At 35.7% G+C, this 26,989-nt stretch carries 21 protein-coding genes and 8 pseudogenes; 5 read left to right on the top strand and 24 right to left on the bottom strand.

Features of this window, described 5'->3' with window-relative positions; translation table 11 throughout:
• Positions 1-4 precede the first annotated feature (4 nt).
• The 9 genes and pseudogenes from JCM19034_RS01035 to JCM19034_RS00995 form a co-directional block, all read right to left on the bottom strand.
• Positions 5-742, bottom strand: a complete 738-nt coding sequence (locus JCM19034_RS01035) for a PepSY domain-containing protein (protein ID WP_062046568.1) — start codon at positions 740-742, stop codon at positions 5-7.
• Entirely contained in the window at positions 735-2,120 is a 1,386-nt protein-coding gene (locus tag JCM19034_RS01030) for a cell wall metabolism sensor histidine kinase WalK (protein ID WP_062046566.1), read from the bottom strand. Before JCM19034_RS01030 ends, JCM19034_RS01035 begins: the two co-directional genes overlap by 8 nt.
• Positions 2,117-2,811, bottom strand: a pseudogene (locus JCM19034_RS01025) (response regulator transcription factor). The gene JCM19034_RS01030 and the pseudogene JCM19034_RS01025 overlap by 4 nt, the downstream one beginning before the upstream one ends.
• A gap of 232 nt (positions 2,812-3,043) precedes the next feature.
• Positions 3,044-3,832: an SDR family NAD(P)-dependent oxidoreductase gene (locus JCM19034_RS01020; RefSeq protein WP_062046564.1), complete on the bottom strand. Its 789-nt coding sequence runs from the start codon at positions 3,830-3,832 to the stop codon at positions 3,044-3,046.
• A 79-nt stretch (positions 3,833-3,911) separates the two neighbouring features.
• Positions 3,912-4,928 carry a sugar kinase gene (locus JCM19034_RS01015; protein ID WP_062046563.1) on the bottom strand — a complete coding sequence of 339 codons (1,017 nt, stop codon included), beginning with the start codon at positions 4,926-4,928 and terminating at the stop codon, positions 3,912-3,914.
• A gap of 16 nt (positions 4,929-4,944) precedes the next feature.
• Entirely contained in the window at positions 4,945-5,565 is a 621-nt protein-coding gene (locus JCM19034_RS01010; RefSeq protein WP_062046561.1) for a bifunctional 2-keto-4-hydroxyglutarate aldolase/2-keto-3-deoxy-6-phosphogluconate aldolase, read from the bottom strand.
• Between the two features lie 19 nt (positions 5,566-5,584).
• Positions 5,585-6,432 (bottom strand): annotated as a pseudogene (locus tag JCM19034_RS01005) (SDR family oxidoreductase).
• Positions 6,426-7,501: pseudogene (uxuA, locus tag JCM19034_RS01000) on the bottom strand (mannonate dehydratase). The pseudogenes JCM19034_RS01005 and uxuA overlap by 7 nt, the downstream one beginning before the upstream one ends.
• 112 nt (positions 7,502-7,613) lie before the next feature.
• Positions 7,614-8,297, bottom strand: a complete 684-nt coding sequence (locus tag JCM19034_RS00995; RefSeq protein ID WP_062046559.1) for a GntR family transcriptional regulator — start codon at positions 8,295-8,297, stop codon at positions 7,614-7,616.
• A gap of 254 nt (positions 8,298-8,551) precedes the next feature.
• Here JCM19034_RS00995 and JCM19034_RS22645 point away from each other — a divergent pair, with 254 nt between their 5' ends.
• Both JCM19034_RS22645 and JCM19034_RS22640 read left to right on the top strand, forming a co-directional pair.
• Entirely contained in the window at positions 8,552-9,265 is a 714-nt protein-coding gene (locus JCM19034_RS22645; protein WP_082393665.1) for a glycosyl hydrolase family 8, read from the top strand.
• Positions 9,169-9,696 carry a hypothetical protein gene (locus JCM19034_RS22640; RefSeq protein ID WP_082393664.1) on the top strand — a complete coding sequence of 176 codons (528 nt, stop codon included), beginning with the start codon at positions 9,169-9,171 and terminating at the stop codon, positions 9,694-9,696. The genes JCM19034_RS22645 and JCM19034_RS22640 overlap by 97 nt, the downstream gene beginning before the upstream one ends.
• Positions 9,697-9,744: 48 nt before the next feature.
• Here the strand turns inward: JCM19034_RS22640 and JCM19034_RS22635 are convergent, their stop codons facing one another.
• From JCM19034_RS22635 to JCM19034_RS00950, 9 genes and pseudogenes are all read right to left on the bottom strand, one after another.
• On the bottom strand, positions 9,745-10,128 hold the full coding sequence (locus JCM19034_RS22635; RefSeq protein ID WP_231686794.1) for a hypothetical protein: 384 nt from the start codon (positions 10,126-10,128) through the stop codon (positions 9,745-9,747).
• A 42-nt stretch (positions 10,129-10,170) separates the two neighbouring features.
• Positions 10,171-10,277, bottom strand: a pseudogene (locus tag JCM19034_RS22630) (YesL family protein); the annotation flags it as partial.
• Positions 10,278-10,499: 222 nt separating this feature from the next.
• A pseudogene (locus JCM19034_RS00980) lies at positions 10,500-12,505 on the bottom strand (alpha-glucuronidase family glycosyl hydrolase).
• 4 nt (positions 12,506-12,509) lie between these two features.
• A pseudogene (locus JCM19034_RS00975) lies at positions 12,510-13,530 on the bottom strand (endo-1,4-beta-xylanase).
• A gap of 70 nt (positions 13,531-13,600) precedes the next feature.
• A pseudogene (locus tag JCM19034_RS00970) lies at positions 13,601-14,531 on the bottom strand (carbohydrate ABC transporter permease).
• Positions 14,532-14,546: 15 nt separating this feature from the next.
• On the bottom strand, positions 14,547-15,410 hold the full coding sequence (locus JCM19034_RS00965) for a sugar ABC transporter permease (protein WP_082393710.1): 864 nt from the start codon (positions 15,408-15,410) through the stop codon (positions 14,547-14,549).
• A 498-nt stretch (positions 15,411-15,908) separates the two neighbouring features.
• Positions 15,909-17,135 carry a sensor histidine kinase gene (locus JCM19034_RS00960; protein ID WP_197276317.1) on the bottom strand — a complete coding sequence of 409 codons (1,227 nt, stop codon included), beginning with the start codon at positions 17,133-17,135 and terminating at the stop codon, positions 15,909-15,911.
• Positions 17,086-17,655, bottom strand: coding sequence for a hypothetical protein (locus tag JCM19034_RS00955; RefSeq protein ID WP_062046553.1), 570 nt, complete (start codon positions 17,653-17,655; stop codon positions 17,086-17,088). The genes JCM19034_RS00960 and JCM19034_RS00955 overlap by 50 nt, the downstream gene beginning before the upstream one ends.
• A gap of 10 nt (positions 17,656-17,665) precedes the next feature.
• On the bottom strand, positions 17,666-19,246 hold the full coding sequence (locus JCM19034_RS00950) for a response regulator transcription factor (protein ID WP_062046551.1): 1,581 nt from the start codon (positions 19,244-19,246) through the stop codon (positions 17,666-17,668).
• Between the two features lie 441 nt (positions 19,247-19,687).
• Between JCM19034_RS00950 and JCM19034_RS22625 the strand changes: the two are divergent.
• Positions 19,688-20,400 (top strand): annotated as a pseudogene (locus JCM19034_RS22625) (4-hydroxyphenylacetate 3-hydroxylase N-terminal domain-containing protein); the annotation flags it as partial.
• A gap of 114 nt (positions 20,401-20,514) precedes the next feature.
• Positions 20,515-21,087: a 4-hydroxyphenylacetate 3-hydroxylase C-terminal domain-containing protein gene (locus tag JCM19034_RS22620; RefSeq protein WP_231686787.1), complete on the top strand. Its 573-nt coding sequence runs from the start codon at positions 20,515-20,517 to the stop codon at positions 21,085-21,087.
• A gap of 89 nt (positions 21,088-21,176) precedes the next feature.
• Here JCM19034_RS22620 and JCM19034_RS00940 read toward each other — a convergent pair whose 3' ends face one another.
• A complete protein-coding gene (locus tag JCM19034_RS00940; protein ID WP_269431643.1) occupies positions 21,177-21,926 on the bottom strand; it encodes a Cof-type HAD-IIB family hydrolase in 750 nt (249 codons plus the stop codon).
• A 125-nt stretch (positions 21,927-22,051) separates the two neighbouring features.
• On the opposite strand from JCM19034_RS00940, the gene JCM19034_RS00935 reads away from it, so the two are divergent.
• A complete protein-coding gene (locus JCM19034_RS00935; RefSeq protein WP_062047315.1) occupies positions 22,052-23,098 on the top strand; it encodes a lactonase family protein in 1,047 nt (348 codons plus the stop codon).
• A 114-nt stretch (positions 23,099-23,212) separates the two neighbouring features.
• On the opposite strand, the gene asnB is transcribed toward JCM19034_RS00935, so the two are convergent.
• The 5 genes from asnB to JCM19034_RS00915 all read right to left on the bottom strand — a co-directional run bounded on the left by asnB (position 23,213) and on the right by JCM19034_RS00915 (position 26,973).
• On the bottom strand, positions 23,213-25,141 hold the full coding sequence (gene asnB, locus JCM19034_RS00930) for an asparagine synthase (glutamine-hydrolyzing) (protein ID WP_082393663.1): 1,929 nt from the start codon (positions 25,139-25,141) through the stop codon (positions 23,213-23,215).
• Between the two features lie 150 nt (positions 25,142-25,291).
• On the bottom strand, positions 25,292-25,426 hold the full coding sequence (locus JCM19034_RS20710) for a YjcZ family sporulation protein (RefSeq protein ID WP_082393662.1): 135 nt from the start codon (positions 25,424-25,426) through the stop codon (positions 25,292-25,294).
• 96 nt (positions 25,427-25,522) lie between these two features.
• Entirely contained in the window at positions 25,523-25,759 is a 237-nt protein-coding gene (locus JCM19034_RS00925; protein ID WP_062046549.1) for a hypothetical protein, read from the bottom strand.
• Entirely contained in the window at positions 25,714-26,424 is a 711-nt protein-coding gene (locus JCM19034_RS00920) for an NAD(P)/FAD-dependent oxidoreductase (RefSeq protein WP_062046547.1), read from the bottom strand. Before JCM19034_RS00920 ends, JCM19034_RS00925 begins: the two co-directional genes overlap by 46 nt.
• Before the next feature lie 129 nt (positions 26,425-26,553).
• Entirely contained in the window at positions 26,554-26,973 is a 420-nt protein-coding gene (locus JCM19034_RS00915; protein WP_062046545.1) for a peptidylprolyl isomerase, read from the bottom strand.
• Positions 26,974-26,989: the final 16 nt, after the last annotated feature.

Here is a 26,989-nt window from a genome sequence, read left to right as displayed (position 1 = left end):
CCGATCAATCTTCCCAAATAATTGTAATCACATCACCTGTTATCGCATCAATAATCACTTCTGCCTCTATTTCTCCTTCTTCGATCTCCACTTCATAAACGTAACGACCATTGCTTTCTTCAAGATCAATATCATCAACGACACCCGAAACTTCCGTTAATGCGATTCGTTTAGCTTCTTCTACACTGATAAATGTCGCATTCGACTTATCATCGTTTTGATTATCAGTGCGGTTCTCAGAGAACGTATATGATAAGACTTCTCCTGACATTGCATCTAACGTTAAGTGACCATTTCCACTCTGCTGGACTATCTCCACTTCATAAACAGCTTGATTCCTCACATTTTCCAATTCTATTGCCTGTATTTGAATGTCATCACCAACAAATTGTTTCACAATTTCGAAAACCGCATTTATTGTTAAAACATTTTCTTGATCAACAAATAATTCTCCTGTGTCAATGTCCGAACCACCATCAGTTTGTAAATCGTAAATTTCGCCTTTATACGCATCAACATATACGTGATAAATTCCATGCTCTGTTAGCCATTTTGCCTTATATATTCCGTCCTCTTCAATTAATTCTTGTAGCTCCCCTTCATACAAATTAGCTATTATTTGCTCTACCTCATTTTCGGACAATTTATCTTGTGGCAGATAGAAGCGGGAAATGACGAGAACAACTACTATGATAAAAATCAGAGAAAAACTGAACAAAAATAAAAATTTTCTATTAATCAATTTGCTCTCCTTTCACGCGACTCTTAATTAATGGTAATTCAACGATAAACGTTGCACCTTCCCCTTCTTCGCTATCAACCTTTATGGTCCCATCATGTCGCAATACAATCGCTTTTGCAATCGCCAATCCTAATCCACTCCCACCAGTTTGTCTGCTTCTTGCTTTATCAACACGAACAAAACGTTCAAATATCGATTCTTGATCCTCTTTAGCAATCCCTATACCAAAATCACGAATTAGAATCTTGACATGTTTTTCTGTGACAGATTTTTCAAACCTTACATCAATTTGCTCCTCACTGTACTTCAAACCATTTTCAATTAATATAAACATAAGCTGTTTGATATCATCTTCCGAGCTATTGACATAGAATTCATCTTCACTATTAACCGAAATCGTACGCTGATAAACCATTCTTAGCTTTTGAGCTACTGTCTCGGTTATATCAATAATTGGCACTGATTCTCTTTGTTTAAACGTTGCTTCTTGTTCACCTTTAGCTAATAGAAGCATCTGTTCGGTTAAGCTTTTCATTCGCTGGGACTCTTCATAAATAGCGTCAAGTCCTTCTTTTAACCGGTCAGGATCTGACATCCCCCAACGTTTTAGTAGTCGAGCATAACTTTCAATAACAGTAAGTGGCGTCTTTAACTCATGTGAAGCATCAGAAACGAATTGCTCTTGTTTCTGATAGTTTTCTTCTAATAAATTTATCATTTGATTAAAGGTTTGCCCCATTTGATCAAGCTCATCTTGAGGATGATCAGTTCCCTTTATCCGAACGAAAGAGCCTTTCATTCTTATTTTTTCCATTGTTTGAATCAATGATTGAATAGGCTTTATTAAAAATTGACTAAGTAGTCGGCTCGCTATTATCGCAGGTATAATGACGATTATTGAAGCAATGAGTAATACGATCCTTAATGTCGCTAACGTCGATTCGAATGTATGCATATATTCACTATATTCAATTGTAACAACTGAACCGTCATTCCAAATAATCGGTAACGTAGCCACAGCAATTCTATGTCCAGAAAAACGAACTTGACTAACTGATTGAATCGTAGTGTATTCTACAGGTAATTGACTAAGTTCACGATGTTTTGTTGTCGTTAAGGCAACACGGTTATCATTGCGAATAATCCGGATCATCCCGCTACTCGGTAAATACGAAGTTAATAGCTCCGCCTGATCAATTGATTCACTACGAGTATGTTGAACAACTTCAGCTATTAATTGTATTTGTTGTGATACACGAACTAATTCTGCTTCTTTTGTTCGATACTCAAACAAAAAGTAAATACCAGTATTGACAAACAAAAGCAGAATGATCAACCATCCACTTGTAAACCAACTAATCCGAGTTGAAAGTCTCATTGTTCAATACCTTTGAGAACATACCCAACTCCTCGTACTGTATGAAGATACGGTTCGTTAAAAGGACGGTCTATTTTTTGACGTAGATAACGAATATAAACATCAACAACATTTGTATCACCGTAATAATTGAACCCCCATACATGTTCTAAAATTTGTTCACGGGTTAACACTTGTTTTGGATGACGCATGAGAAAAATAAGTAAATCAAATTCTCTTGGCGTAAGTTCAATTGCCTTTTGCTCTCTAATCACTTCACGTGTTTGTTCATTAACTGACAATTTTTGAAATGTTATCTGTCCTTGACTTCCAACTTTATTTGTACCATTCACTCGTAAGCAAGCACGAATTCGAGCCAACAGCTCTTCAATTTCAAACGGTTTTGTTACATAATCGTTTGCTCCTTGATCAAGTCCCACTACCTTATCAATCACTGTATCTCTAGCAGTCAATAAAATGACAGGCGTGTCTATTTTCATCGCTCGTATTCTTCTTAAAACCTCCATACCACTTAAAGATGGCAACATAACATCAAGTAAAATCAATGAATAGGACCCTTCCTTAATTTCTTCTAATGCACATATACCATCCTTTACAATTGCGGTACGATAACCTTCATGTTCTAACTCCAATTGAAGGACTCTAGCAATATTTTTTCATCTTCGACAATTAAGATTTGCTCTTCTGTCATATGACAACACCCCATCATAACTACTTTCATTGATATACATTCATCGCACTCTCATTTGTTCCTATAATTATTACGTGAATCATCTGTATGGGCAAGAGAAACCTTACTCAGAATCAAAAAAGGAGCACGTTTTTCCATTATCATAGTATGGAGGATAGTAATTTTCTCGGGATATTTCCTTAAAATAAAAAATCTAAAAAGAAAATTACTCCTTTTTAGATTTCAACGAGAATTATAATAGAGATTCTGCACCATCGATATGAATAACACTTCCTGTAATATGACTTGATTGTTCTGATGCTAAAAATGATACAAGGTCTGCTACTTGTTCTGGAGATCCTGGTTGATGCTCTAATGGTTGTGACCCTTCTGGGTATTCTATAGGTATCCTAATTTTTTCAAGTTCCTCATCTTCTTTAAATGTATTCTCACCAATATTCGTCTTAATAGCACCAGGACATACGATATTTACCCTTATTTTATAACGAGCTAATTCAAGTGCAGCCATCTTTCCAAAAGCGACTTGGCCGGCTTTTGATGCACTATAAGCGGACATTCCAAACCCTCTAAATTTCCTCGTACCATTTATCGAACTCGTTATAATGATACTGCCACCTTGTTGTTTCATATAAGGGATTGCACATTTGGTCGCAAGAAACGTACTTCTTAAATTCGTTGCTAGTGTTTTGTCCCAGTCATCTCCTGACAAATCTTCTATCGGCTCTACTTTTCCATTTATCCCCGCGTTCGCATAAACGATATCAAGTCTACCCCATTGATCAATAACGTTTTTAAAACTATTTTTCATTCGTTCTTCATTTGACACATCTGTATCAAGGACTAATGCCTCGCCACCTAAACGTTCAATCTCATGCTTAACTACATCAGCTTTCTTCTCCTTAATATCAACAAGAGCGACTTTTGTTCCTTGTTCAGCTAACTTTATTGCACTAGCACGACCAATCCCTGAAGAAGCCCCAGTTATGATCGCTACCTTATTCGTTTCTACTTGAGTAGCCATGTTAACCTCCTCTTTCATTGGTTAACCTTATTGTACCCAGTTTATTCTACAAAAATTTGTTTAGCGACCATTTTAACGATCATCGTTGAACGTGATAAGCACCTGATTTAAATAAATTTTCAATCTCTTCAACTGTTGCTTTCAAAGAGTCCCCAAATATTGTATGCTTTAGTGCACCAGCGGCTGTAGCAAATTCTACTTTGTACGTATCGACTTGGTTAGTTAAATAGGAATATAGGAAGCCTGCTGTAAATGAATCTCCTGCACCGACACGATCGATGATGTCAACATTATATTTCTTCGATAAGCTAATTTTAGAATTTCCTCCATTAAAAACGAGACCTTGATAGTTGTTATTTGAAGCTGATACAACATCGCGAAACGATGAAACAATATATTGAAATCCAAATTGATTATTAACGGATTCATAAATCCTTTGGTAATCATTCATCTCATCAACATTTTCAACCACTTTTTTATCAATGCCAAGGAACGTCGTAAAATCTAGTAGCCCTGCAAAAGCAATATTAACGTGAGGAAGTACTTGTAAGAATTTCTCTTTAGCTTCTTCTGTTTTCCATAATTTGCTTCGATAATTAAAATCAAAGCTTACTGGTACATGACGGCGTCGAGATTCTTGCATAAATACTTGTGCTAATTGAAAGGCTTTTTCACTAATCCCAAGTGTAATACCCGATACATGAAAAAGATCAGCATCAGCAAAAATGGCATCCAAATCAAACTCATCTATGTTTGCTTCCGTAATGGATGAGTATTTGCGATCGTAAACTACTTTACTTGGGCGAATAGAGTAACCATTTTCAAGATAATAGGTTCCAAGTCGTTCTCCGCCGCGAATAATTTGTGATGTATCTACACCATAAGCTTGAAATGAATGAATGGCAGCATCACCAATCGCATTATCAGGTATTTTCGTGACTAGTGATGTTTGCATCCCAAAGGCTTTCAATGCAACAGCCACATTTCCCTCACTTCCACCATAAATAGCTTCAAATGACTGACTGCCAATGATACGATCATGCCCTGGCGGCGATAATCTCATTAAGACTTCACCAAGCGTTACAACCTTTTTCATTATGAATCACTCCTAACTATGAACGTGCTTCTTTTATTTTATTGACAAATTGTTCAGCCGTCTGAGCAATTTCTTCTGAACTACCTTTCGTTAATTGACCACCAACCCCAACAGCATAAACTCCTGCTTGAATCCATTCTTGAACGTTGTCTAAACTCACTCCCCCTGTTGGCATAATATCTACTTGTGGTAATGGAGCTTTAATATCTTTCACAATCGCTGGTTGGGCCATTCTTCCTGGGAAAAGCTTAATTACATCTACACCCGATGCTAATGCTGTCGTTATTTCCGTAATCGTCATACAACCTGGCATATATGGGATTTTGTAAAGATGGCAAAGTTTTGCTGTTTCAGCATCAAATGCTGGTGAAACGATGAAAGTTGCTCCCGCTAAAATAGCAAGTCTAGCTGTTGTAGCATCTAAAACAGTTCCAGCACCAACAATACAATCCTTTTCTTTCGTTAACGCTTCTATGACACTAGATGCGTTTGGAGTTGTATACGTTAACTCAATAATATTTACCCCACCATCAACACATGCTGTAGAAATACGTAACGCTTCTTCAGAAGAATCACCTCGTATTACAGCTACAATTCCTGCTTGTTCAATTGCTTGTAAAACTTGATATTTTTTCATCTTCATTTCCCCTTTCAATTTATACGCCCGAATAGGCTAAAAATCCACCATCAACAGGAACTGTGATACCTGTTACAAAGCCTGACATGTTATCATCAACTAACCATAATAATGTACCTAACAAATCTTCTGGTTTACCAAATCTCCTCATCGGAGTTTGACTAATAATTTTGTTGGAGCGTGGCGTTAAAGAACCATCATCATTCGTTAATAACTTTCGATTTTGCTCCGTTAAAAAGAAACCTGGTGCTATGGCATTTACTCTAATTCCTACATCTGCCATATGTACAGCTAGCCATTGTGTGAAATTTTCTATTCCTGCTTTTGCTGCACTATAGGCTGGTACTTTCGTCATCGGTGATGGGGCACTCATTGATGACATATTAATAATCGTCGCACCAGGTCGATTTAACATTTTTTTTGCAAACACCTGCGTTGGTATAATCGTTCCAGTTAAATTTAATTGAAAAACATGTTGAAAGCCTTCAGTCGTCATATCAAAGAACGTCTTCAAATGAGAATTATGTAAATCCTCTTGCTTTAACGTCTCATTTGTAGTCGTTCCATCAGGTGATTACCACCAGCACCATTTATTAAAACATCACAAATTCCTAATTCCCTGGAAATAATTTCTTCCGCCTTTATAACGCTTTCAATATTTAATACATCACAAGCAATCGCTAAAGCCGTTCCACCTGCTCGAACAATTTCCTCTTCGACTTGTTTACCTTTCTCAATTGTTCGATTTAAAATAGCAACTTTCACACCTTGTCTCCCTAGTTCTCTAGCCATTGCTCCACATAAGACACCGCTCCCACCTGTAATAACAGCAACCTTGCCTTTTAAATTCCCATTCAGTGCTAGCATGACTTTACCTCCTTTTCTTTATTAAAAGCATCCCAAATTCCCCATAAATACATAATTCCTAATGCTCGGTCATATAAGCCATACCCCGGACGGCATTTTTCATCCCAAATATGTCGACCGTGATCTGGTCGTGCATACCCTGTGAATCCCACATCATGATACGCCTTCATAATGTTTATTAACCCTACAGTTCCATCCTTTGAACGATGGGAGGTTTCAATAAAATCTCCATTGTCATATGTTTTCACATTACGAATATGTGCAAAATGAATCCGTTCAGCGAAATCATATACCATGTTCGAAACGTCATTTTCAAGATTTGCTCCTAATGAACCGCTACATAAAGTCAATCCATTGTATGGATCATCAACTAGCTTTAATAAGCGTTTAATGTTTTCTTTATTCGTTATAATTCTAGGCAAACCAAAAACAGAGAATGGAGGATCATCAGGATGAATCGCCATTTTAATGTCGTTTTTGCGTGCGATTGGAATTACTTTTTCTAAAAAGTATTGCAGATTGTTCCATAAATCTTCTTCTGTTACACCTTCATACTGCTTAAATATGTTAGTTAGATGCTTTAAACGCTCTGGCTCCCAGCCCGGCATAGTTAACTGAGAATTCTCAGCAATTTCATTTACAAGCTCCAGCGGATCGATATTAGCAATTTTTCATTCTCGAAAAAAAGGGCTGTTGATCCATCGTCCATTTCTTTAAATAAATTCGTTCTAGTCCAATCGAAGACAGGCATAAAGTTATAACAAATGACTTTAACCCCCACTTCAGCTAACCGTTCTATTGTCTTAATATAATTATCAATATAATGTTCTCTTGTTGGAAGTCCTAGCTTAATATCTTCATGAACATTAACACTTTCTACTACGTCGATATGAAACCCATACTTATCCGCTTGATCTTTCACTTGTTTTATTCGTTCAAGTGGCCAGGCCTCGCCAACTGGAATGTCATGTAATGCCCAAACTAACCCTTCCACTCCAGGAACTTGTTTAATGTGCTGCAACGGAATAAAATCATTATCTTCCCCGAACCAACGAAAAACCATTTTCATTTCAATCATCTCCTATTTGTAGTTTCATAGATTCTCGAAAATGTGAAAGTAGTTTCTATTAAACTTATGGCAGTTACACTGTAACAACGTTTGTTTTTTCTAGTTAACGATCTTATTTAAAATAGTGTGGATACGCATTATATAAATGAATCTGTTCTTTTTTCACAATTGAGAGATGCTCTTTGATTACGTTTCGAACAAAATCTTTATCCCCTCGTTTTATTCCTATCCATAATTGTTCATGCTGCTCTAAAATAGGTGCCCAATCATATTTTCCAACTAAACTTAAAAGCCTAACGCGATTCAAATGAACATTCATATGCTGAATAATGTTCCAAACTCTTTTTTTATTGCAGCCTTCAGCGATCGTTTCGTGGAACTGCTCATCTAAAGCAAAAAATTGTTGGTAGTCTTTTAATTCTACACATTTTTTTTGCATATGGATATTCACTTCTAATTTAGTTAGTGCCTCGGTGTCAAACGATTCACAGGCTGTCTCTAAAATAGCACATTCTAAATGTTCACGAATAAACCTAGCTTCTTCTACATGATCGAGATCAATGAGAGTGACAATCGATCCTCTTTGGGGATAAACTTCTAACAATTCATCTTGAACAAGCTTTAAAAAGGCTTCTCTTACAGGGGTTCGACTTACATCTAACCGTTCGGAAATTTCTTTTTCTGAAATATTCGTGCCCGGTTCAAGCTTTAACGTAATGATGTTGTCACGAAGAACATGATACACATAATCTCTCGTAGATGAAAACGCTTTCCGTAATTGTTTGTCAATTATCATCATTCTTCCCCCTTTTTCAATTACCATACTACCATACCAGTTTGTAAAAATAAAGGCTTTCTTTTAAGATATCTATATTTTCTAAACGATTCTCTTTAATTTTCCTAGTTTATACTTTACATTCAATTGTTATAATTCATGAATAATTGATAAAAAGGGGGATTGAAAATTTTTATAAGTATTATATTTCGTGGTTATGTAAGCGTATCCACGGTCATAATCAATACCTCAAAAACCTATGAAAAGGAGAAAAAATGGTTACACATAAAGGAGCGTTTTACAATCGTAATTATAGAAATCTATTTGCATATTACGGTTACACTAGTACAGAAATCAATCAAAAAGTAGAGGATACTTGGAACAAATTATTTTATGGCGATGATGAGACAAAAATTTACTTTGACGTTGATGATGCTTATGCTTACATACTTGATACAGGTAATCAAGATGTCAGGACAGAAGGAATGTCCTATGGAATGATGATGGCTGTACAAATGAACGATCAAACAATATTTAATAAGCTATGGAATTGGGCCAAGACATACATGTATATGGATTACGGTGAAAATGCAGGCTACTTTGCCTGGTCTTGTAAACGGGATGGAACAAAATTAGCTCACGGACCTGCTCCTGATGGAGAAGAGTTTTTCGCAATGGCATTATTTTTTGCTTCTCATCGATGGGGGATGACTCTGAACCATTTAATTACGGAGAACAAGCTAAAAGCATCCTTCACTCTTGCATTCATAAAGGGGAGAATCATGATGGCTTTCCAATGTGGAATCCAGAAAACTATCTCATTAAATTCATCCCAAATTGTGAATTTACTGATCCTTCATATCATTTACCACACTTTTATGAGCTCTTTGGTTTGTGGGCTAATCAAGAGGATCGTTCATTTTGGAAAAAAGCAGCATATGCTAGTCGGGAATACCTTCCAAAAGCTTGTCATCCTAAAACAGGATTAGCACCTGAATACGCATTTTTCGATGGAAAACCAAATAATATTCGTGGTTTTGGGCATTTCTTTAGTGACTCCTACCGTGTTGCAGCGAATATAGGACTCGATAGTGAATGGTTTGGAGAAAACGATTGGGAACGAGAAATAGCAGAAAAAATCCAAGCATTCTTCGCTCAAATAGAGCCAAACGATTATAGGCGTTACACGATTGAGGGAGACCCTTTTGAAGAAAAGTCTCTTCATCCTGTTGGCTTGATTGCAACAAATGCAATGGCTTCACTCGCCTCGCCAGATGGTCCGTACGCAAAACAAATGGTTGAGTTATTTTGGAATACTCCCGTTCGAAAGGGAGTTCGACGGTATTACGATAATTGTTTGTACTTATTTGCTATGCTAGCTTTAAGTGGGCAATTTCAAATTTTTCATCCGAACGTATAAATGACAAAGAAATCGACCACCATAATCCTGGTCGATTTCTTTTTTTAATTAGGATGCATTTTCTGCTGATTTTTCTAGCAATGCTTCCTTCTTTTGTTCGAGCCGTTTGAAGGCGATAAATGCATTTCCCATAATCGAAAATCCGACAACACTAAAGAAGAATAGCGGAATTAACCCAGGAATAAAATCAAACAGCAAATATAATAAAAACAAGCTTAGTACCATTGATATTGTCATCAGTGGGCTAATAAAACCTATTAATAACGCTTGTTTAATGTATTGGAAAAATGTCATATTATAATGGACATAAACGGGCACTAAGTATAATACTAACAATAAATAGAAAAGGGCTGCTATAAAAAACACACCTGTTAAAAACAGATTAGCCAATCCATTTACCGTTGAAAGAAACACAAAATCGATATATAACACATATCCTATTACTAAGAGGATGACTCCGTATAAGTTGGATTTAATAAATTCCTTCTTATACGTTTGTACAAACAACTTAAAAATTTTACATCGGATTCCCCCATCAAAAATTTACGAAACACAGCATACATGGCCACCGTTGCCGGCATAAACCCTAATATCCCTAACCCAAGAATCGTAAATAAAATCCATAAAAAGTTAATATAACAGGCATACATAATTTTTTCTGAAATCCGGTAAAAACTTCCCCACATACCTTCTTGATTGTTCATATCATAGCACCCCCTTATGTATACCCTTTCATTATATCATAGATTCAATGAGTTCACTATCCATCTTCTTACTCTACTGTGTCAAAAAAATTCCACTCTTTAATAAATTATTCGATTTTTTTCATCATTTATCCCTGATTTTCGGTAGAAATACGTATTTATAACATCACGCCACTCTTTCGCATGTTCCACTTGTTCATTTAATCGCTTTAGCACCTTTTGAAAACGTTCATCATCGATTTTCCCTTCTAGTTGCAGCCAGCTTTCTCTATAGAACTCGACGTCTTTTACACCTTCAAAATGTGTATTATAAATATGCTGGATAACTGTTTCCCCTGATTTTAAGCGGTGTGTATATGGGACATGATGAAAGAATAATAATAGCTCATCTGGACAGCTTTCGATTGATTCGTACATATTCATATTTTCCGTAAAGTACTGAGAAGTATAGCCAGTACCGGTTCCAACCGTTCGATCAACCCCAATGCCTTTCCAATCTGCAAAATGATACGTTCCCCAACGAGAATATTCATATCCATCTACATTTGGACCATAATGATGATTTGGATTAACCATCCAGCCAACACCAAGTGGAGCTGTATATTTTTCATATGTACGCCATGATTGCAGCAAAATCGTAGTTGTTTTCACTACAACCTCTTGATCATTGCCAAATGTGATACGTGTCCATTCATCAGCTATATCTTCACTTTTTAGATCCGGATTCCAAGCTAATCTTCCAAATCCGTATAAATTCGCTTGGGCTAATTGATGTCCACACCAATTATCATCATTACCGATATTCGAAACAGCGGTCATTCCGCTTAACGTCGGATGATACAAGGAGCCATCGATCACTTTTTTTACTTCCGATCCCTTTCCTTTTGCATACGTATCAAATTCCAATACTTCCTTCCACTGAGGAACTAAAAAGCAAACATGTCGCTGCTGTCCCGTATATTCTTGTGCAATTTGAAATTCCATCATCTGGTTCGTTTTTTCCATCGCTCCAAATAAAGGAGACACAGGTTCTCTTACTTGGAAATCCATTGGACCATTTTTAATTTGCAATATAACATTAGGATGGAAATCGCCATCTAAAGGCTTAAAATGGTCATATGCCGCTCTCGCCCGATCTGTTGAGCGATCACGCCAATCTTGCATGCAATTATAGACAAAGCATCGCCAAATCACAATTCCACCAAATGGCTCAAAAGCTTGCGCTAGCATATTCGAACCATCTGCATGATTTCGGCCATATGTAAATGGACCAGGTCGATGCTCCGAATCAGCTTTAACAACAACTCCACCAAAATCAGGGATAGCTTGATAGATTGCAGCCACTTTCTGTTTCCACCATTCTTTCACCTCTTTATCTAAAGGGTCTGCTGTCGTTAGTTCCCCTAATTCAACCGGACTTGCGAAATTAATACTAAGAAATGTTTTAATCCCATACTTCCGAAATATATCGGCAACCTTTGCGACATCTGGTAAAAAGTCGGTCATCAATTTTGTTTCTACTGTGTGCACATTCACGTTATTAATTGCTATTCCGTTAATACCTACAGAGGAAAGGAGTCGTGCATAATCTTCTATTCGTTTGTAATCTCGAATAAAATCATGATCTTTATAAAAATCGATTGACCTGCGTATCCCCGCTCAACGCTGCCATCCATATCATCCCATTGGTTAATCATCCGTAAATCGTTTTTTGGTGCTTCGTCGATATCAATCGTTTCAAGCGGAAGTTCCATTTGAATCAATCTTATTAAATGAAAAATGGCATATAAAACACCTTTATCTGTCTTGCTCGTAATGCATAAGCCTTGCTTAGTCGTATCCTGAAATTGTATTTTATATCCTTCAGTTTCAGTTACACGTTCATCCGTTATTCTTATTCGTACACACGGCTCTTCAGTTGAATCGTATACTGCTACCTCCTTACCTGTCATAGACAATATCGCTTTAGACCATTCTTGTATCGCTGTTTGAATGACTTCGGTTTTGGCACGACACTCGATAACCGATACGATTTTCAATAACCTTTCTTTGTACGCTATATTTTTAATTGGAGCATATGTTAACCATGCTTTATAACCGTTCATCTCATTAACGTTCATTTAACCCACCTCTATCCTTACTTTTTATAACTTGCCAAAATGCTCGCTTTGGCATGTGACGTTCATCAAATAGTAAAGGCCAATTCTTTCTACCTGAAACAGGAAAATCCGATAGCCAAGTATAATCATCAGCCACACCCCAAAACGTAACGGAACTTATCACATTCTTATATTCACTAAATAAACGAAAAAGCTGCTCATAGCGTTGCTGTTGTAAATTAAGCATTTCCTTTGTTGGAACTAGTAAATCCGTTCGTTTATCATCAAATGAAAAGACTGACACATCTAATTCTGTTATTTGTATTTCTAAACCGAGTGATGCATATAATTCAATCGCTTCACGGATTTTATCTAGTGAAGGGTCAAATATATTCCAATGGGCTTGCATTCCTATCCCATGTATTGGCACACCTTTTTCTAGAAGCTTTTGCAAGCTTATAAATTTTATCACGCTTCATGGGATCTGACTCATTGTAATCATTGTAGATAAGTGTGGCTTTCGGATCAGCTTCATGTGTTACATGAAATGCACGTTCAATAAAATTCTCACCTGCAAGTTCAAGCCACTGTGAGTTACGCAAAAAAACGTCCTCATCATCTGCTATTGCTTCATTGACAACATCCCAACTATCAATTTGACCTGCGTAACGACTAACGACTGTTTCAATATGCTTATCCATTCTATTAAGTAATGTTGTTCGATCAATTAAAGTTCCTTGATTATTTTTAAACATCCAATCAGGACATTGATTATGCCAAACGAGAGTATGACCTCTGACGGAAATATCGTTATGATTAGCAAAATCTATTAAATGATCACTAAATGTAAAATCAAATTCTCCCTCATTCGGTTGTAACAATGCTGGCTTCATCTCATTTTCTGCTGTTAAACTATTAAATTGATTTGTAATGAGTTTGCGAGCAGAATGAAGGGTTCGCTTATTTACTGCTGCTCCTACTTTAAAATCACCTTGAAACACTTTTTGTAATTGCGGTATTGTATTGTTCATCTTATGCCTCCTTTTCAATAAAACATAAGGATGTCTCTAAAAGACCAAGACACCCTTTTTAACTTCCTTCTTATTCTTTTACCCCACCCAATGTTAGTCCTTTAACAAAGTATTTTTGTAAAAATGGGTAAACCATAATAATCGGAACACTTGCGACAATCGTCATCGTTGCACGAATAGAAGTTGGTGTTACACGTTCAGATTGCCCAGATTGAGAATCAACAAAGGCACTAGCAGCAGAACCTCCCCCCATCGACATTGATGATGTTTGTAAAATCTTCATTAATTCATACTGTAATGTACTCAATGACTGAATGCTTGAATTGTATAAAAACACATCAAACCATTGGTTCCATTGAAAAACGGCTACAAATAGGGCAACGGTCGCTAAAACAGGTAATGATAAAGGAAGAAACAATTCGGAAAAAGACGGTAAAATCCCCGGCACCATCTATCTTCGCCGATTCAAACAAGCTTTCAGGTAGACCCTCAATAAAGGACCGCATAACAATTAAATTAAATGCACTAATTAAACCAGGTAAAATATATACCCAAAAGCTCCCAATCAATTGTAAATCGCGCATTAATAGAAACGTCGGAATTAATCCACCATTAAAATACATTGTTAAGACAAAGATGATCGTAAATGATTTTCGAAAAACAAATTCTCGACGGCTAATCGCATAAGCTACCATAGCTGTAAACAATAACGATAAAGCAGTACCAACTAACGTTCTTACTACACTAATGAAAGTGGCTTGGTATATCGTTGATTGTCCAAAGATATGCTCATAGCTTTTTATGGAAAATTCCCTCGGCCATAAATAAATTCCACCGCGAATCGAATCAGATGCATCATTTAATGAAATCGCTAATGTATTTAAAAATGGATAGAGCATGACAATACAAAGGAATATCATAAAAATCGTATTTAATGAATCAAAGATGTAATCCTCACGTGTTCTACGAATATTTCTTTTCTTTTTATTAAACAGACCCATGGCACACCACCTCCTCTAGAATAATCTCGCCTGACCGAATTTTTTCGCTAAACCATTTGCGGCAAACAAGAAAACAAAAGCAACAACTGTTTTAAAAATTCCTGCTGCTGTTGCAAGCGAGAAATTCCCCATTGAAATCCCGTACTTTAATACAAAAATATCGATATTCTCCGAATAATGATAGTTCATCGGATTTCCTAATAAATATTGTGGTTCAAATCCAGATTCTAAAATATAACCAAGGTTCATAATCACTAAAATGATAATGACAGGTTTCATTGCTGGAATTGTAATATGGAATATCCGTTGGAGGCGTGAAGCACCGTCAATTTCAGCAGCTTCATATTGTGCTTGGTCGATCATCGCAATTGCCGCTAAATAAATGATTGTATTCCAACCTACGTTTTTCCACGTTTCCGCCGCACCGATAATTCCCCAGAAATACTCCCCTACACCTAGCCATAAAATTGGTTCATCAATAATCCGTAAATTTGTTAAAATGATATTTATGATACCGTTTTCTAAGGACAACGTGTAAGAAACAATACTTGCCGCAACAACCCATGATAAGAAGTGAGGCATATAACTAATCGTTTGTACAATTCGTCTAAAGCCAACGTTACGGATTTCATTTAATAGAACGGCCAAACCAATTGCTGTAACAAAACCAAGGACCATATTAATAAAGCTCATGGCAAACGTGTTTCGTAAAACGATTAAAAAGGCATTATCTTGAAAAAGAAATAAAAAATGCTCAAATCCTACCCATTCCTGCTCAAAAAAGCTGCGTGCTGGCCGGTAATCCTGGAACGCCATCGTCCATCCCCAAACAGGTAAATAACGAAAAACTATAACCCAAATAATAAACGGGACAGTCATAGCTAAAAGTGCTTTTTGCTTTGAACATAAACGAATTATTTCTTTTATTTTCGATTCTTTCTTTGTAATTGTCGTAACATCAGTAGATGGCTGACTGTTTAGGCTCAATGGTATCCCTCCCTATTAATCCTTCATACGTTCATTTCATGCTTTAAGCTAAACAATTACTTTCCCCCTTTTGAAAAAGAACCTGTAAGCGATTTCAACTATTTAAAATCATTTTAACGTTTACATTCTAATTAAACGACCTACAAAACTATAGATCTTACTTTGAAAATTTAATTTAGTATTCAATTCGACAAGTTTTTTTCAATGCCATTTAACTACTAGATTTATTAAATTAATATACTTTTGCTAGTTAACACTTTAATCCCTATAGAATAAGAGGTAAATTGAACAGCCCACATGCTCCCAATCATTATCCAATCAAATAAAAGCACTAAAAAAGGACGTGTTCGACCTTCTTCAGTGCTTTTAAGCTAGCTAATTAATTTCATGTTACTGTTTCATTTCATGACTCGCTGGACAAACTATTTCAACCGTAGTCCCTTTACCAAGTTTACTTTTCATCGTAAGGGTAAACTGATCACCATAAAGCAATTTCATACGATAGTAAACATTTCGAATTCCGACTCGGTCTCCCATCGATTCATCCTCTTCTAATGAATGTAAGTAACTTTGTAAAAAGGCTTCTTCCATTCCTACCCCATTATCTTCAACCTTACAAATAATATAATTTCCTTTCATTTTGATCGTCACTGTAATAAAGCCGATATCAAGCATTGGCTCGACACCGTGAATACTAGCATTTTCTACAAAAGGGGTAAATGCCATGTTTGGTACCATACAGTCCATCACATCTTCATCCATGATGATATCGTATTCTAATTTGTGACCAAACCGGTATTTTTGTATTTCTAAAAAATACTCAAGCATTTTCACTTCTTCTTCAACACGAACCCATTCCCTTCCCCATGAGATGGAATTTCGTAATATTTTTGCCATATTTTTAATAATATGTGCAGTTTCTTTTTCCCCTTTTAATAAACTACGCATTCGAATCGTTTCTAAGGAGTTGAATAGGAAATGTGGATTAATTTGACTTTGCAATGCACTTAATTGAGCTTGCTTACTTTTAAGTTCTAAATCTTTCTTTTGAAGATTGGCAATATAGACATCGTTTATCAGATCCTTTATTTTTTTTGACATTCTATTAAACTCAGAGGTTAGCTGTCCGATTTCGTCTTTATATTCAACACCTTCGATAATATCGAATTGCTGATTTTTTACCTTTTTCATTTTTCTTAGAATCCGCAATAATCGTACGTGCAGTGAACTTGTGATATAAATGATGACAAATGATGGAACAATGAAGTTAATTGATGCAAATAAGAAAATAAGTAATCTTGAATTTTGTGCTTCTTCTAGGGCGACGCTTTCTGACACAACACCAATGACACGCCAATTCTCCATATAATTGTCATGATAAGTCTCTGAAAAAATTAAAGAATCCGTTGAAACATACTCATCTGAAAAATAACGATTGTCATATTCAATTTCATTATATTCAGTACTATAAAGAATTTCATTTTGATTATTAACTAAATAAATATCACCTTGAAAGGTTGCATTTTCAAAAGATTTCTTAATTAATTCTGTATTTATATCAATTTGATCACTTTTCCTTCGTATTACTATGGAAGTGGTTAAGAATTCTAATAACACTAAAAACATACGATTCTGGATTACTTTCTTCTTTAGTGCGAATGACTTTAGGAATATATGTATCTGATTCTAACACCTCTTTAATCCATTCTTTTGTCTCAGCACTTTCTGTCAAATTTCGAACACCACCTGCATATAAAACAGTTTGGTTGTCCGTATATAACAATATATTTTGTATCGAAGAATATAGTGTACTATATTTATAATTTCTCCAAACGTTATCGTAATCTTGAACGTATTCAACAATGGAATGATAGTCCTTTTCAAGAAAATCATGTAACATTTTGTCCGTATATAAGGTAGAAGAGATTCCTATCGCATCATTAACTACCCTTTCAAAACTGTCAGCCATATGCTCGATAGCTAACGTTAAATCAGCCTCTTTTTGCTTTTTGACATTACTAATCGTCACATGATAAAAAATAATATTTGTTAGTAAGATTGGGATAAAAACAGCAAGAAAATAAACGATGAGTAATTGATTTTTCAAGTTTATATTATTTAGATGGAATTTTTTCATAAGTAACCCCTTATTGTGACTTTGGGTCACTTTCCTTTACTATCTTTTGCCGATATTCAGTTGGTGTCATTTTCTCAGTTTTCTCAAATTGAGTGACAAAATAATCTGGACTTTGAAAACCTACTTTTTCGGCAATTTCATAGACCCGTAAATTCGTTTGTCTTAATAACTTTTTCGCCTCTTCAATTCTCACTTCAAGTAAATATTCTTTAAAATACATCCCATACGCTTTCTTAAACAGCTGGCCCATGTAAACCGGATTCATATAATACTGACTTGAAATACTTTTTAAACTAATATTTTTATAATAGTTAGCTTCAATATACTTTTTAACTTTTTGAATATCACCTTTACCATTTTGCTTTCGTAATTCCATAAGATAATTAGACGCTTCCTCAACGAATAAACGGAACATATTTTTTAATTGTTCAAATGTCAGCGTATAATGATGCCAATTTAAAATTTGGTGTAATTTTGTTAATTCAGTTTCATTGCCGTCCATATTTCTTATCGTTTTAATAACACTATGAATACAACGATTAATGGATGTTTTTATCGCTTCTGGTGCAAATAGCTTTAATTGAAAATCGTTAAACATTTTCTCAACAATCTCTTTTGCTTCACTTTGATTATTTTCCTCAATGGCAGCTAATAATGTATGGTAAATAGCAGACTCCAACTCAGTATGATTGATCTTTCTACCAATTACATCATCGTAAAAAAGAGGACGGTGCTCTGCAATTGTGTATTTAAACTGCATCGTGGTATTAGCTGTTTCAAATGAGCAACTTATATCTTCTAGTCGCTTAACATCTTGTCCTATATATATAGATACATCCTTTTTCGTATGACGCTCCACTGCCTCCTGAAGCTTTTCAACAAAAATAGTTAGTGAATTCATACAACGTGAAAATAATGCATCAGATACAACTAGTCCGTAGCTATGTCGTCGGTGTGCTCTAATTAAAAACGTCCTCTGTTCTGTTACGATTTCTAATATGATCTTTTCAAGTTCGCTTTGGTAATTAATATCTATATCATCATGTGCAAAGGCGGTATTCACTTCAATAACAATATAATAGTAACAGCTTGCTTGTTCTGTTTTAAACATATCTTTAAAATGAACGGCATATTCCTGTTTCCCACACAATAACTCTTCCAGCTTGGAAGCAAGTAGAACTCTTTCATTATTTTGCTTCATGACCCTTTCTTCTTTTAATGCTGTTGCAAGCTGCTTCAATGTCTCTTCCAATTCCTCTTGCTCAATTGGTTTTAATATAAAATCAAAAACGCCGTAGCGAACAGCTTTTTGGGCATAATTAAAGTCACTATATCCACTTAATATAATAAACTTTGTTCTTAATCGTTTTTCTTCCACTACCCTGCGAATTAATTCTAATCCGTCAAGAACCGGCATACGTATATCGGTAATTACAACATCAGGCTGATATTCCTCAATTAGATGTAATGCTCCTTCACCGTTATCTGCTTCTGCGCATACTTGAAAGCCACATTTCTCCCAATTTATTAAGTTTCTTAATCCGGCACGCACAAATTGCTCATCATCTACTAACACGACTTTATTTATCATGATTACGACCCCTTTCTATTGCAGCAGACAGGAAGGCATTAACAATGCTTACTTTATTTTATTACGTTTTTTACAATTTTGGAAACGGTTTCAATACTATTTTCACATATTAACTACAACGTAATGTTATAAAACCTCCCATGGAATGAAGCTCCATAAGAGGTTGACTAATAGTTATTATGATTCCTAATTCATTCTATAAATAGCATTCAATGTATCCTTATATAAAACTTTACTTCAATAAATCGAGTATATACAACCTAATAAACGATAGAACTTGCTTAAAAAAATTAAGAACCTTTCTGTCAGAAGAAAGAGATAAATAAATCATAAGTATAGAAAGCTATACATATACATAATTGAACTTTCATCATACGGATAAAAGGTGTGAGATTATTGACTTTTTTATCAGGCAACCAGTTCATTGACCGCCTTAATAAAATGGAAAATAGTATTATCATTGAGGGAAAGAACGTAACAGGAAACGTATCAGAACATCCTGCATTTGAAGGAATCGTAAAAACAAAAGCATCAATCTACGACATGTATTTACAAAAAGAGCACGAATCAATGTTAACTTGTAAAAAAGAAGGAAAACTCATTAAAAGGGCTTTTCAAAAACCTGAGTCGATTAGCGACTTACAAGCTAGGAGAGAAGCGACACAACTTATTTCAAGGTCAAATGGGGAACAATCGGTCGTTCACCTGATTATATTCATACAGCCATTATGACCTTAAGGCATTCTAAGGATTTCTTTGATCAAAGGTTTCAATCTAACATTATCACTACGTATGAACAAGCGGTTCAGAATGATCTTTCTTTTACTCACACATTTGTTAATCCGCAAACAAACCGATCCACCCAATACGATGAATTTGTACATGATCTGGATGATGAAGCGGTTATTGCTGCACGAAACTTATCAGAAACTGAAGATGGAATTATTATACATGGTGCACGTTTACTTGCTACACAAGGTGGCATAACCGATGAACTGCTCGTTTTACCAGCGGCTAGTCCCATAATGGAACCTGCTTATGCTTTTGCTTTTACTATTCCTTCAAATGAAAAGGGGATTCACTTCTATTGTCGTGAACCATATGCACCTAATACAAAAAACAATACCTTTAACTATCCATTAAGTTCTCGTTTTGATGAAATTGATACGATTATTGTCTTTGATCACGTACTTATCCCATGGGAGAGAGTTCTCTTTTATAAAGATTGCGAAAGGGCACAGTCCGTATATAATCAAACAGACTTAAATTTGCTGTTGTTATTTCAAGCTGTTTCAAGACAAATAATAAAAACTGAATTTTTACTAGGTATTTGTGAATCTATGGCATCAACAATTTCAATCACACAATATCAACATATCCAAGAAAAAATTAGTGAAATCATTGTAACTCTTGAGATTATGCAAGCCTTATTATATCGTGCAGAAATAGAAGGAGCGAAAAACCATTTTGGTATGTTTGTTCCACTTGCTACACCACTTATGGTCGCCTCTACTTATTATCAAAAAACATACCCTAAACTTATTCAATCCCTCCAACAAATTGGTGCTAGCGGACTCATATCTTTACCTACAGAAGCTGATTTCAGCGAAGAAATTTCTTCACCCTTACACCATTACTTAAAATCACAAACACTTGATGGTAAAGGCAAAACTCAACTTTCAAGATTGGCATGGGATTTAACTATGAGTTCATTCGGTGCAAGACAAACGCAATATGAACGTTATTTCTTTGGTGATCCCGTTAGACTTTCATCAGCCCTTTATAATTCATATGACAAAGCCCCTTTTGCTAATGCAATCTCTGCATTTTTAAAATCATAAATATATTAATGACAGCATTTAGGGAATGCGAGGAAATGAAATTTTAAAAACATCTATGAAAGGCTATTGCCTTCCATAGATGTTTTTACCTATAAACACCATTTACGAATCGCTTTTGCTACTCCATCTTCTTCATGACTTGACGTAATCCAATTTGCTGCCTCTTTTACTAAATCCTGTGCATTTCCCATCGCAACACCAACACCTGCTTCTTGAATCATTGCTAAGTCATTAAGACTGTCACCTATTGCCATAACTTGATCCATTGTAAATCCTAACTGATCACAAACCGTTTTAATCGCTTTCGCTTTGTTTACACCAATAGAATTAATTTCTAAATTAGTTGGGCTTGAATTTGTTATTTCTAATGTACCAAGCTTAGACAAGTCATCATATATTAACGATCGTACATCTTCATCATCAATGTCAAAGCCAAATTTCATCCATTCATGAGCATGAATATCTTCGGCGGGAAATTCATCTCGCCATACACGTCCAACCGAAGCAGCCCAACAATACGTATTATGCTTTTCTTTTAAACTCCACATATATTCTACTAAATTAGTTGGTAATGTTTTGCGTTCAACTAAATTTCCTGACTGATCCCATATTTCACTACCATTCACGGTGATTAAAAAAGAATCTAACGGTAAATCTTTAATAATTGGGTCTAGTGTCATTCGTGTTCTACCTGTGCTAATGACGATATGAATGCCTTGTTGTTGAGCTTCTTGAATCGCCCTTCGATTCTCTTCTGATATAGAATGATCTTTTGATAATAATGTTCCGTCCATATCAATTGCCACTAAGCGAATGACATGATTAGGTTCTCTCTTCAATTTTCTCCCTCCACGACTTCGATTTTCTTTATGTTCATTGTAATTTACTAATCATCAATTAGGCAAATGTGGCGATTAAATGATATAGTAATAGTAGATTTTTGAAGGAGGATGATTTTGTGAAAATGGATTCGTTTAATGCGTATATTGGAACATATACGAACGGAGAAAGTAAAGGAATTTATCGCCTAGATTTCAACTCTACTCAAGCAAAAATAACAGATGTACAAATAGCAGCAGAGATTGAAGGACCTACGTATTTAACGATTAGCGGGGCAAATTCTCATTTATATGCAGTAGCTAAACAAGGGGATCAAGGTGGTGTCGCTGCATTTAAAATTAATGATGATCTCACATTAACTGAGTTAAATCGCCAATTAACAGCTGGAAGCTCACCTTGTCATGTTCAATTAAATGAAAAAAACGATCTTTTGTTTTCGGCTAATTACCATAAAGGGCAAGCTGATGTCTATCCCATTGATCGCGATGGGGCATTACAAGCCTCTTCTTCAACAGTGACACACGAAGGAAAAGGACCAAACAAAGATAGACAAGATAAAGCACATGCCCATTTTGCTGGATTAACTCCTGATGGTAAATATGTGGTTGTAGTAGATTTAGGAACAGATACGATTGCTCTATATACGTTAAAAGATCAATCATTAACTTTACATAATGAAGTAAAAGTGAAGCCAGGCAGCGGACCTAGACATATCAGTTTTTCTAACAATGGTCAATATGCCTATGTCAATGCTGAGTTAAGTTCTGAATTAATTGTCTTTGCCTATAATGGCGAAGCTGGAACTCTAACTGAAATTCAAACTGTATCAACATTACCTAATGACTTTCATGAAGAAAATACAGGAGGTGCTATCTGCTTATCAAATGATGGTCGTTTTGTCTATGCGTCAAACCGTGGTCATGATAGTATTGCTTATTTTAGTATTAATGAGGAAGATGGACAAGTAACGAGACAAGGAATCATCTCAACAGGAGGTAAACATCCTCGTGATTTTACAATAGACCCAAGTGGAAACTTCATTCTAGCAGCAAACCGTGACACAAGTAACATTGTTTTATTTACAATTGACAAAAAAACCGGAGCACCTTCACCTGCTAATGTGGAGGTTACAGTGCCAAATCCGGTATGTATCAAGTTTCTTCAAGTTTAAATATATTAAACATGGTATCCTTAATGAACCTGACTAACAGGTATTGTTTCATTAGCAACAAAGTCCGCTAATTGGGATTAGATATCCTAATTAGCGGACGTTATACGTTTTAAGTTAATAAGGAAGATATAGCGAATTAGGTCGCAATGTTCGTATTGACTTACCATTGAACTGGACTCCCACTTCACTTACATGCTCGTCCACTGAGTCACTTTTTTCTATATATAATTGATGCCAAATCATAAATACAATAGCCGTCCATAGCTTTCGACTGTAATCCCCTTCTCCCTTTTTATGAGCTTCAAGTAATTGTATAAGCACGTCTTTATTCAATAAGTAATCTGTTTGACTATTCTTAAAGATATTCAATACTCGTTCATACCACTCCTTCTTTAACCAATGGCGAATAGGAACGGGGAAACCAAGCTTTTTACGCATAAAAATATGTTCTGGGACAATCTCTCTCAAAGCATCGCGTAATATAAATTTCGTCGTTTGATGAGCAATTTTATACTCTGTTTGAATTTTCCGAGCAATTTCAAACACGTTCTTATCTAAAAAAGGAACCCGTAATTCTAGAGAATGGGCCATAGTCATTTTATCTGCCTTTACTAAAATATCGCCACGTAACCATGTATGAAGGTCAATATATTGCATCTTCGTAACGTCATCGTAAGTATCAGCTTGTTCATAAAGGGGCCTTACCCACTCAATCGATTCCATCCCTCTTTGATAAGTAAGCAAAACAGCTTCTTTTTCTCGTTCACTCATGATATAAGCATTTCCTATAAATCGACGATGCAACTCTGTTGTCCCACGTTCGAGAAATCCTTTCCCCTTTATTCCTTCTGGTAAAAGAAGAGCCACCTGTCTTAATAGCTTCTTTCCGAAATTAGGAATATACGAAAACAACTTTAACGATTCGGGTTCACGATAAATGTTATAACCGCCGAATAATTCATCTGCCCCCTCTCCAGATAAAACTACCTTTACATGTTTACTTGCCTCTTTCGCTACAAAATAAAGAGGAATGGCAGAGGGATCAGCTACCGGCTCATCCATATGCCATAAGATCCGCGGTAATTCTTGTAAATATTCCTCTGCAGTTATGACATAATTAATATTCTCAACACCTAAATCTTCTGCACTTTTTTTGGCGACTTGTACCTCACTGTAACCATCTATTTCAAATCCTACACTAAATGTTTTTATCTTTGGATTTATTTCTCTTGCCAAAGCAACGATTGCCGTCGAATCGATACCTCCTGATAAAAAGGATCCTACTGGTACATCACTACGCATATGGTGTTTGACCGAATCACGTAATACATCTAAAACCTTATTTTTTTGCACTGCATAGGTTTCATGATTTGGAGTAAATGAAGGCTGCCAATACGCTCTCACTTCTAATTCGCCATCCCAGCTTTTCTTCATATAATGACCTGGCTCTAATTTAAGAAGTCGATCCATCATCGTTTCTGGCTCGGGAGTATATTGAAACGTCAAATAATGCTGTAATGCTTGTTTATTGACTTGCACATTATTGAGCACAGCTAAAATCGCTTTTGCTTCAGAAGCCATATATAATTTCCCTTTATTTTCAACATAAAAAAATGGCTTAATTCCGAAATAATCGCGTGCTGCAAAAAGTTCTTTGTTGACTTTATCCCAGATAATAAAGGAAAACATACCCCTTAATTCTTTCACGCAATCTTCCTTATTCAAACTATATAGTGCGGCAATTACTTCCGTATCCGAGTTGGTATTAAACGTAATCCCCTTTTGTATTAAACGGTTACGTATTTCAGTATGATTATAAATCTCTCCGTTAAAAACAATCGTATAACGATTCTGATCAAATGAAAGTGGTTGTTGTCCGTTTTCCAAATCAATTATACTCAAACGTCGAAAACCTAGCTTTATAAAATCATCCTCATAAAACCCTAATTCATCCGGACCTCGATGTGCGATCACGTTCGTCATTTCTTTTAATTGATTACTTCGAGGTAGGCTTGTCCCAAATATTCCAACAAATCCACACATCTTTATCATTCCTTATACTTAGTTTAAAACGTATCATGTCCAACTCTTTGGTGTATTATTCTTCCACCAACCTAGTATAAGATTGAGAAAGCTTAGTAGATAAAAGGATATGTGCCTGACGATAATCGTCAAGCACATAGAAAAAAGAACTTAGCACCATGCAGACCCAACAATAATTAGCAGAATAAACAAGACAACGATTAGTACAAACCCGCTGCCTCCATGTCTAGCTCCAGCAACTGGTGCTCCGTATCCATAACCATAACAATCATAACCGTAACCCATATGATCCCCTCCTAAAAAAATGTCAGAAGACCAATTATTATTGATTTTCTGCTCATACTAACATATGCAAAATAACAAAACTGGTTCGACTACGACTTAAAACATTTTCGCCCAATCATCTTCAACAAGTTCCTTGTTAATACTAATCCCAGCTTCATAGCCTTCACTTGCTGCACCGATTAAACCGGTAAAGCGTTTTGCAGCATCTCCTATTATATACAGTCCTTTTTCATTTGTTTTACCGTGCTCACTCGTCTTATAAGAACCGTTCTCTACATAATCAATACCTAATTGTTCTGGTAGATCTGTATGCTGGACAGCATTTGTTTGCAACAAAAACCTGCATCATAATCAATAACATGCCCATTTGAATACAGAATTTTTAACTTGTCGGCATCACTAAATATCTCTACAATTTCGTCTTCAACTATCGGTATTTGTCTATTTTTTATAGAAGTTCGGTCTTCTTTTGAACACGTTATCTGACCATTCGTCGAAACAGAAATATCTTGACTCCATGTCCTAATTAGCTTTACATAATTGAGCAAATTATCACCATTACCAATAATAACAAGCTTTTTATTGCGATACTCCCAACCATCACAATAAGGACAAGAATAAATTAAGTTCCCATAGACTTCTTTCAAACCTTTGATAGAGGATAAACGTTCCTTTAACCCAGTAGCAATGATTACCTTTTTCGCTTCATATGTATGAATACCTGATTGAATAGTGAACGTTTCCCCTTCTTTTTTAATTCTTTCAGCAGTCATCATAATAAATTGAACCGTTTCATATTTTTCAATTTCTTCTCTCGCCAATTGCCGTAGTTTTTTTGGTGACACAGAATCACGGGTTAAAAAGCCATGAGATTGATTAACGACAAAATTACGTGCCATCTCATTATCAATAACTAATACGTTACGTCTCGCACGACCTAAAACAAGTGCAGCAGACAAACCACCTGGACCGCCACCGACAATAATAACATCATACATAACAGTACCCCCTTATTAAAATCAATAAAAGTAAGTATTCCCTTAGAGAAACAAGTACATTCTCTTTAATCTTTAAGATGAACACAAAAAAACCCCCTCATTTTAAAAATGAGAGGGTACCTGTTGTATTTATTCTTCCCAAACTCTTACTTCTTCCATAACATCGCCTTGTTTAATACGATATACTGATTCTAATCCTTCTACAACTTGCCCGAATACAGTATGTACACCATCTAAATGAGGCTGTGGCTCATGCACGATAAAGAATTGACTACCACCAGTATCTTTTCCAGCATGTGCCATTGATAATGAACCTGCAACATGCTTATGAGGATTTCCTTCTGTTTCACATTTAATTGTGTATCCAGGTCCTCCAGTTCCGTTTCCTAGTGGGCATCCACCTTGAGCAACAAAACCAGGAATAACACGATGGAATGTTAATCCGTTATAAAAACCTTCATTTGCCAGTTTTTCGAAATTCTCTACTGTCTTTGGTGCTTCATTTGGGTAAAATTCAATGATTATTTTTTCACCATTTTTCAAATTCAATGCTACCTTTTTTCAT

It is taken from the genome of Bacillus sp. JCM 19034, assembly GCF_001310635.1.
Taxonomy (GTDB): Bacteria; Bacillota; Bacilli; order Bacillales; family Bacillaceae_D; genus Halalkalibacter.
Note: the sequence above shows the minus strand (reverse complement) of the source record. Positions and strands in the feature narration are given on the sequence as shown.

Bases quoted from the DNA above. Each gene is read 5' to 3' on its own strand.
- JCM19034_RS01030 (WP_062046566.1), bottom strand. From the start codon at position 2,120: ATGAGACTTTCAACTCGGATTAGTTGGTTTACAAGTGGATGGTTGATC.
- JCM19034_RS01020 (WP_062046564.1), bottom strand. From the start codon at position 3,832: ATGGCTACTCAAGTAGAAACGAATAAGGTAGCGATCATAACTGGGGCT.
- JCM19034_RS01015 (WP_062046563.1), bottom strand. From the start codon at position 4,928: ATGAAAAAGGTTGTAACGCTTGGTGAAGTCTTAATGAGATTATCGCCG.
- JCM19034_RS01010 (WP_062046561.1), bottom strand. From the start codon at position 5,565: ATGAAAAAATATCAAGTTTTACAAGCAATTGAACAAGCAGGAATTGTA.
- JCM19034_RS00995 (WP_062046559.1), bottom strand. From the start codon at position 8,297: ATGATAATTGACAAACAATTACGGAAAGCGTTTTCATCTACGAGAGAT.
- JCM19034_RS22645 (WP_082393665.1), top strand. From the start codon at position 8,552: ATGGTTACACATAAAGGAGCGTTTTACAATCGTAATTATAGAAATCTA.
- JCM19034_RS00965 (WP_082393710.1), bottom strand. From the start codon at position 15,410: ATGACTGTCCCGTTTATTATTTGGGTTATAGTTTTTCGTTATTTACCT.
- JCM19034_RS00955 (WP_062046553.1), bottom strand. From the start codon at position 17,655: ATGAAAAAATTCCATCTAAATAATATAAACTTGAAAAATCAATTACTC.
- JCM19034_RS00950 (WP_062046551.1), bottom strand. From the start codon at position 19,246: ATGATAAATAAAGTCGTGTTAGTAGATGATGAGCAATTTGTGCGTGCC.
- JCM19034_RS00935 (WP_062047315.1), top strand. From the start codon at position 22,052: ATGGATTCGTTTAATGCGTATATTGGAACATATACGAACGGAGAAAGT.
- asnB (WP_082393663.1), bottom strand. From the start codon at position 25,141: ATGTGTGGATTTGTTGGAATATTTGGGACAAGCCTACCTCGAAGTAAT.
- JCM19034_RS20710 (WP_082393662.1), bottom strand. From the start codon at position 25,426: ATGGGTTACGGTTATGATTGTTATGGTTATGGATACGGAGCACCAGTT.
- JCM19034_RS00920 (WP_062046547.1), bottom strand. From the start codon at position 26,424: ATGTATGATGTTATTATTGTCGGTGGCGGTCCAGGTGGTTTGTCTGCT.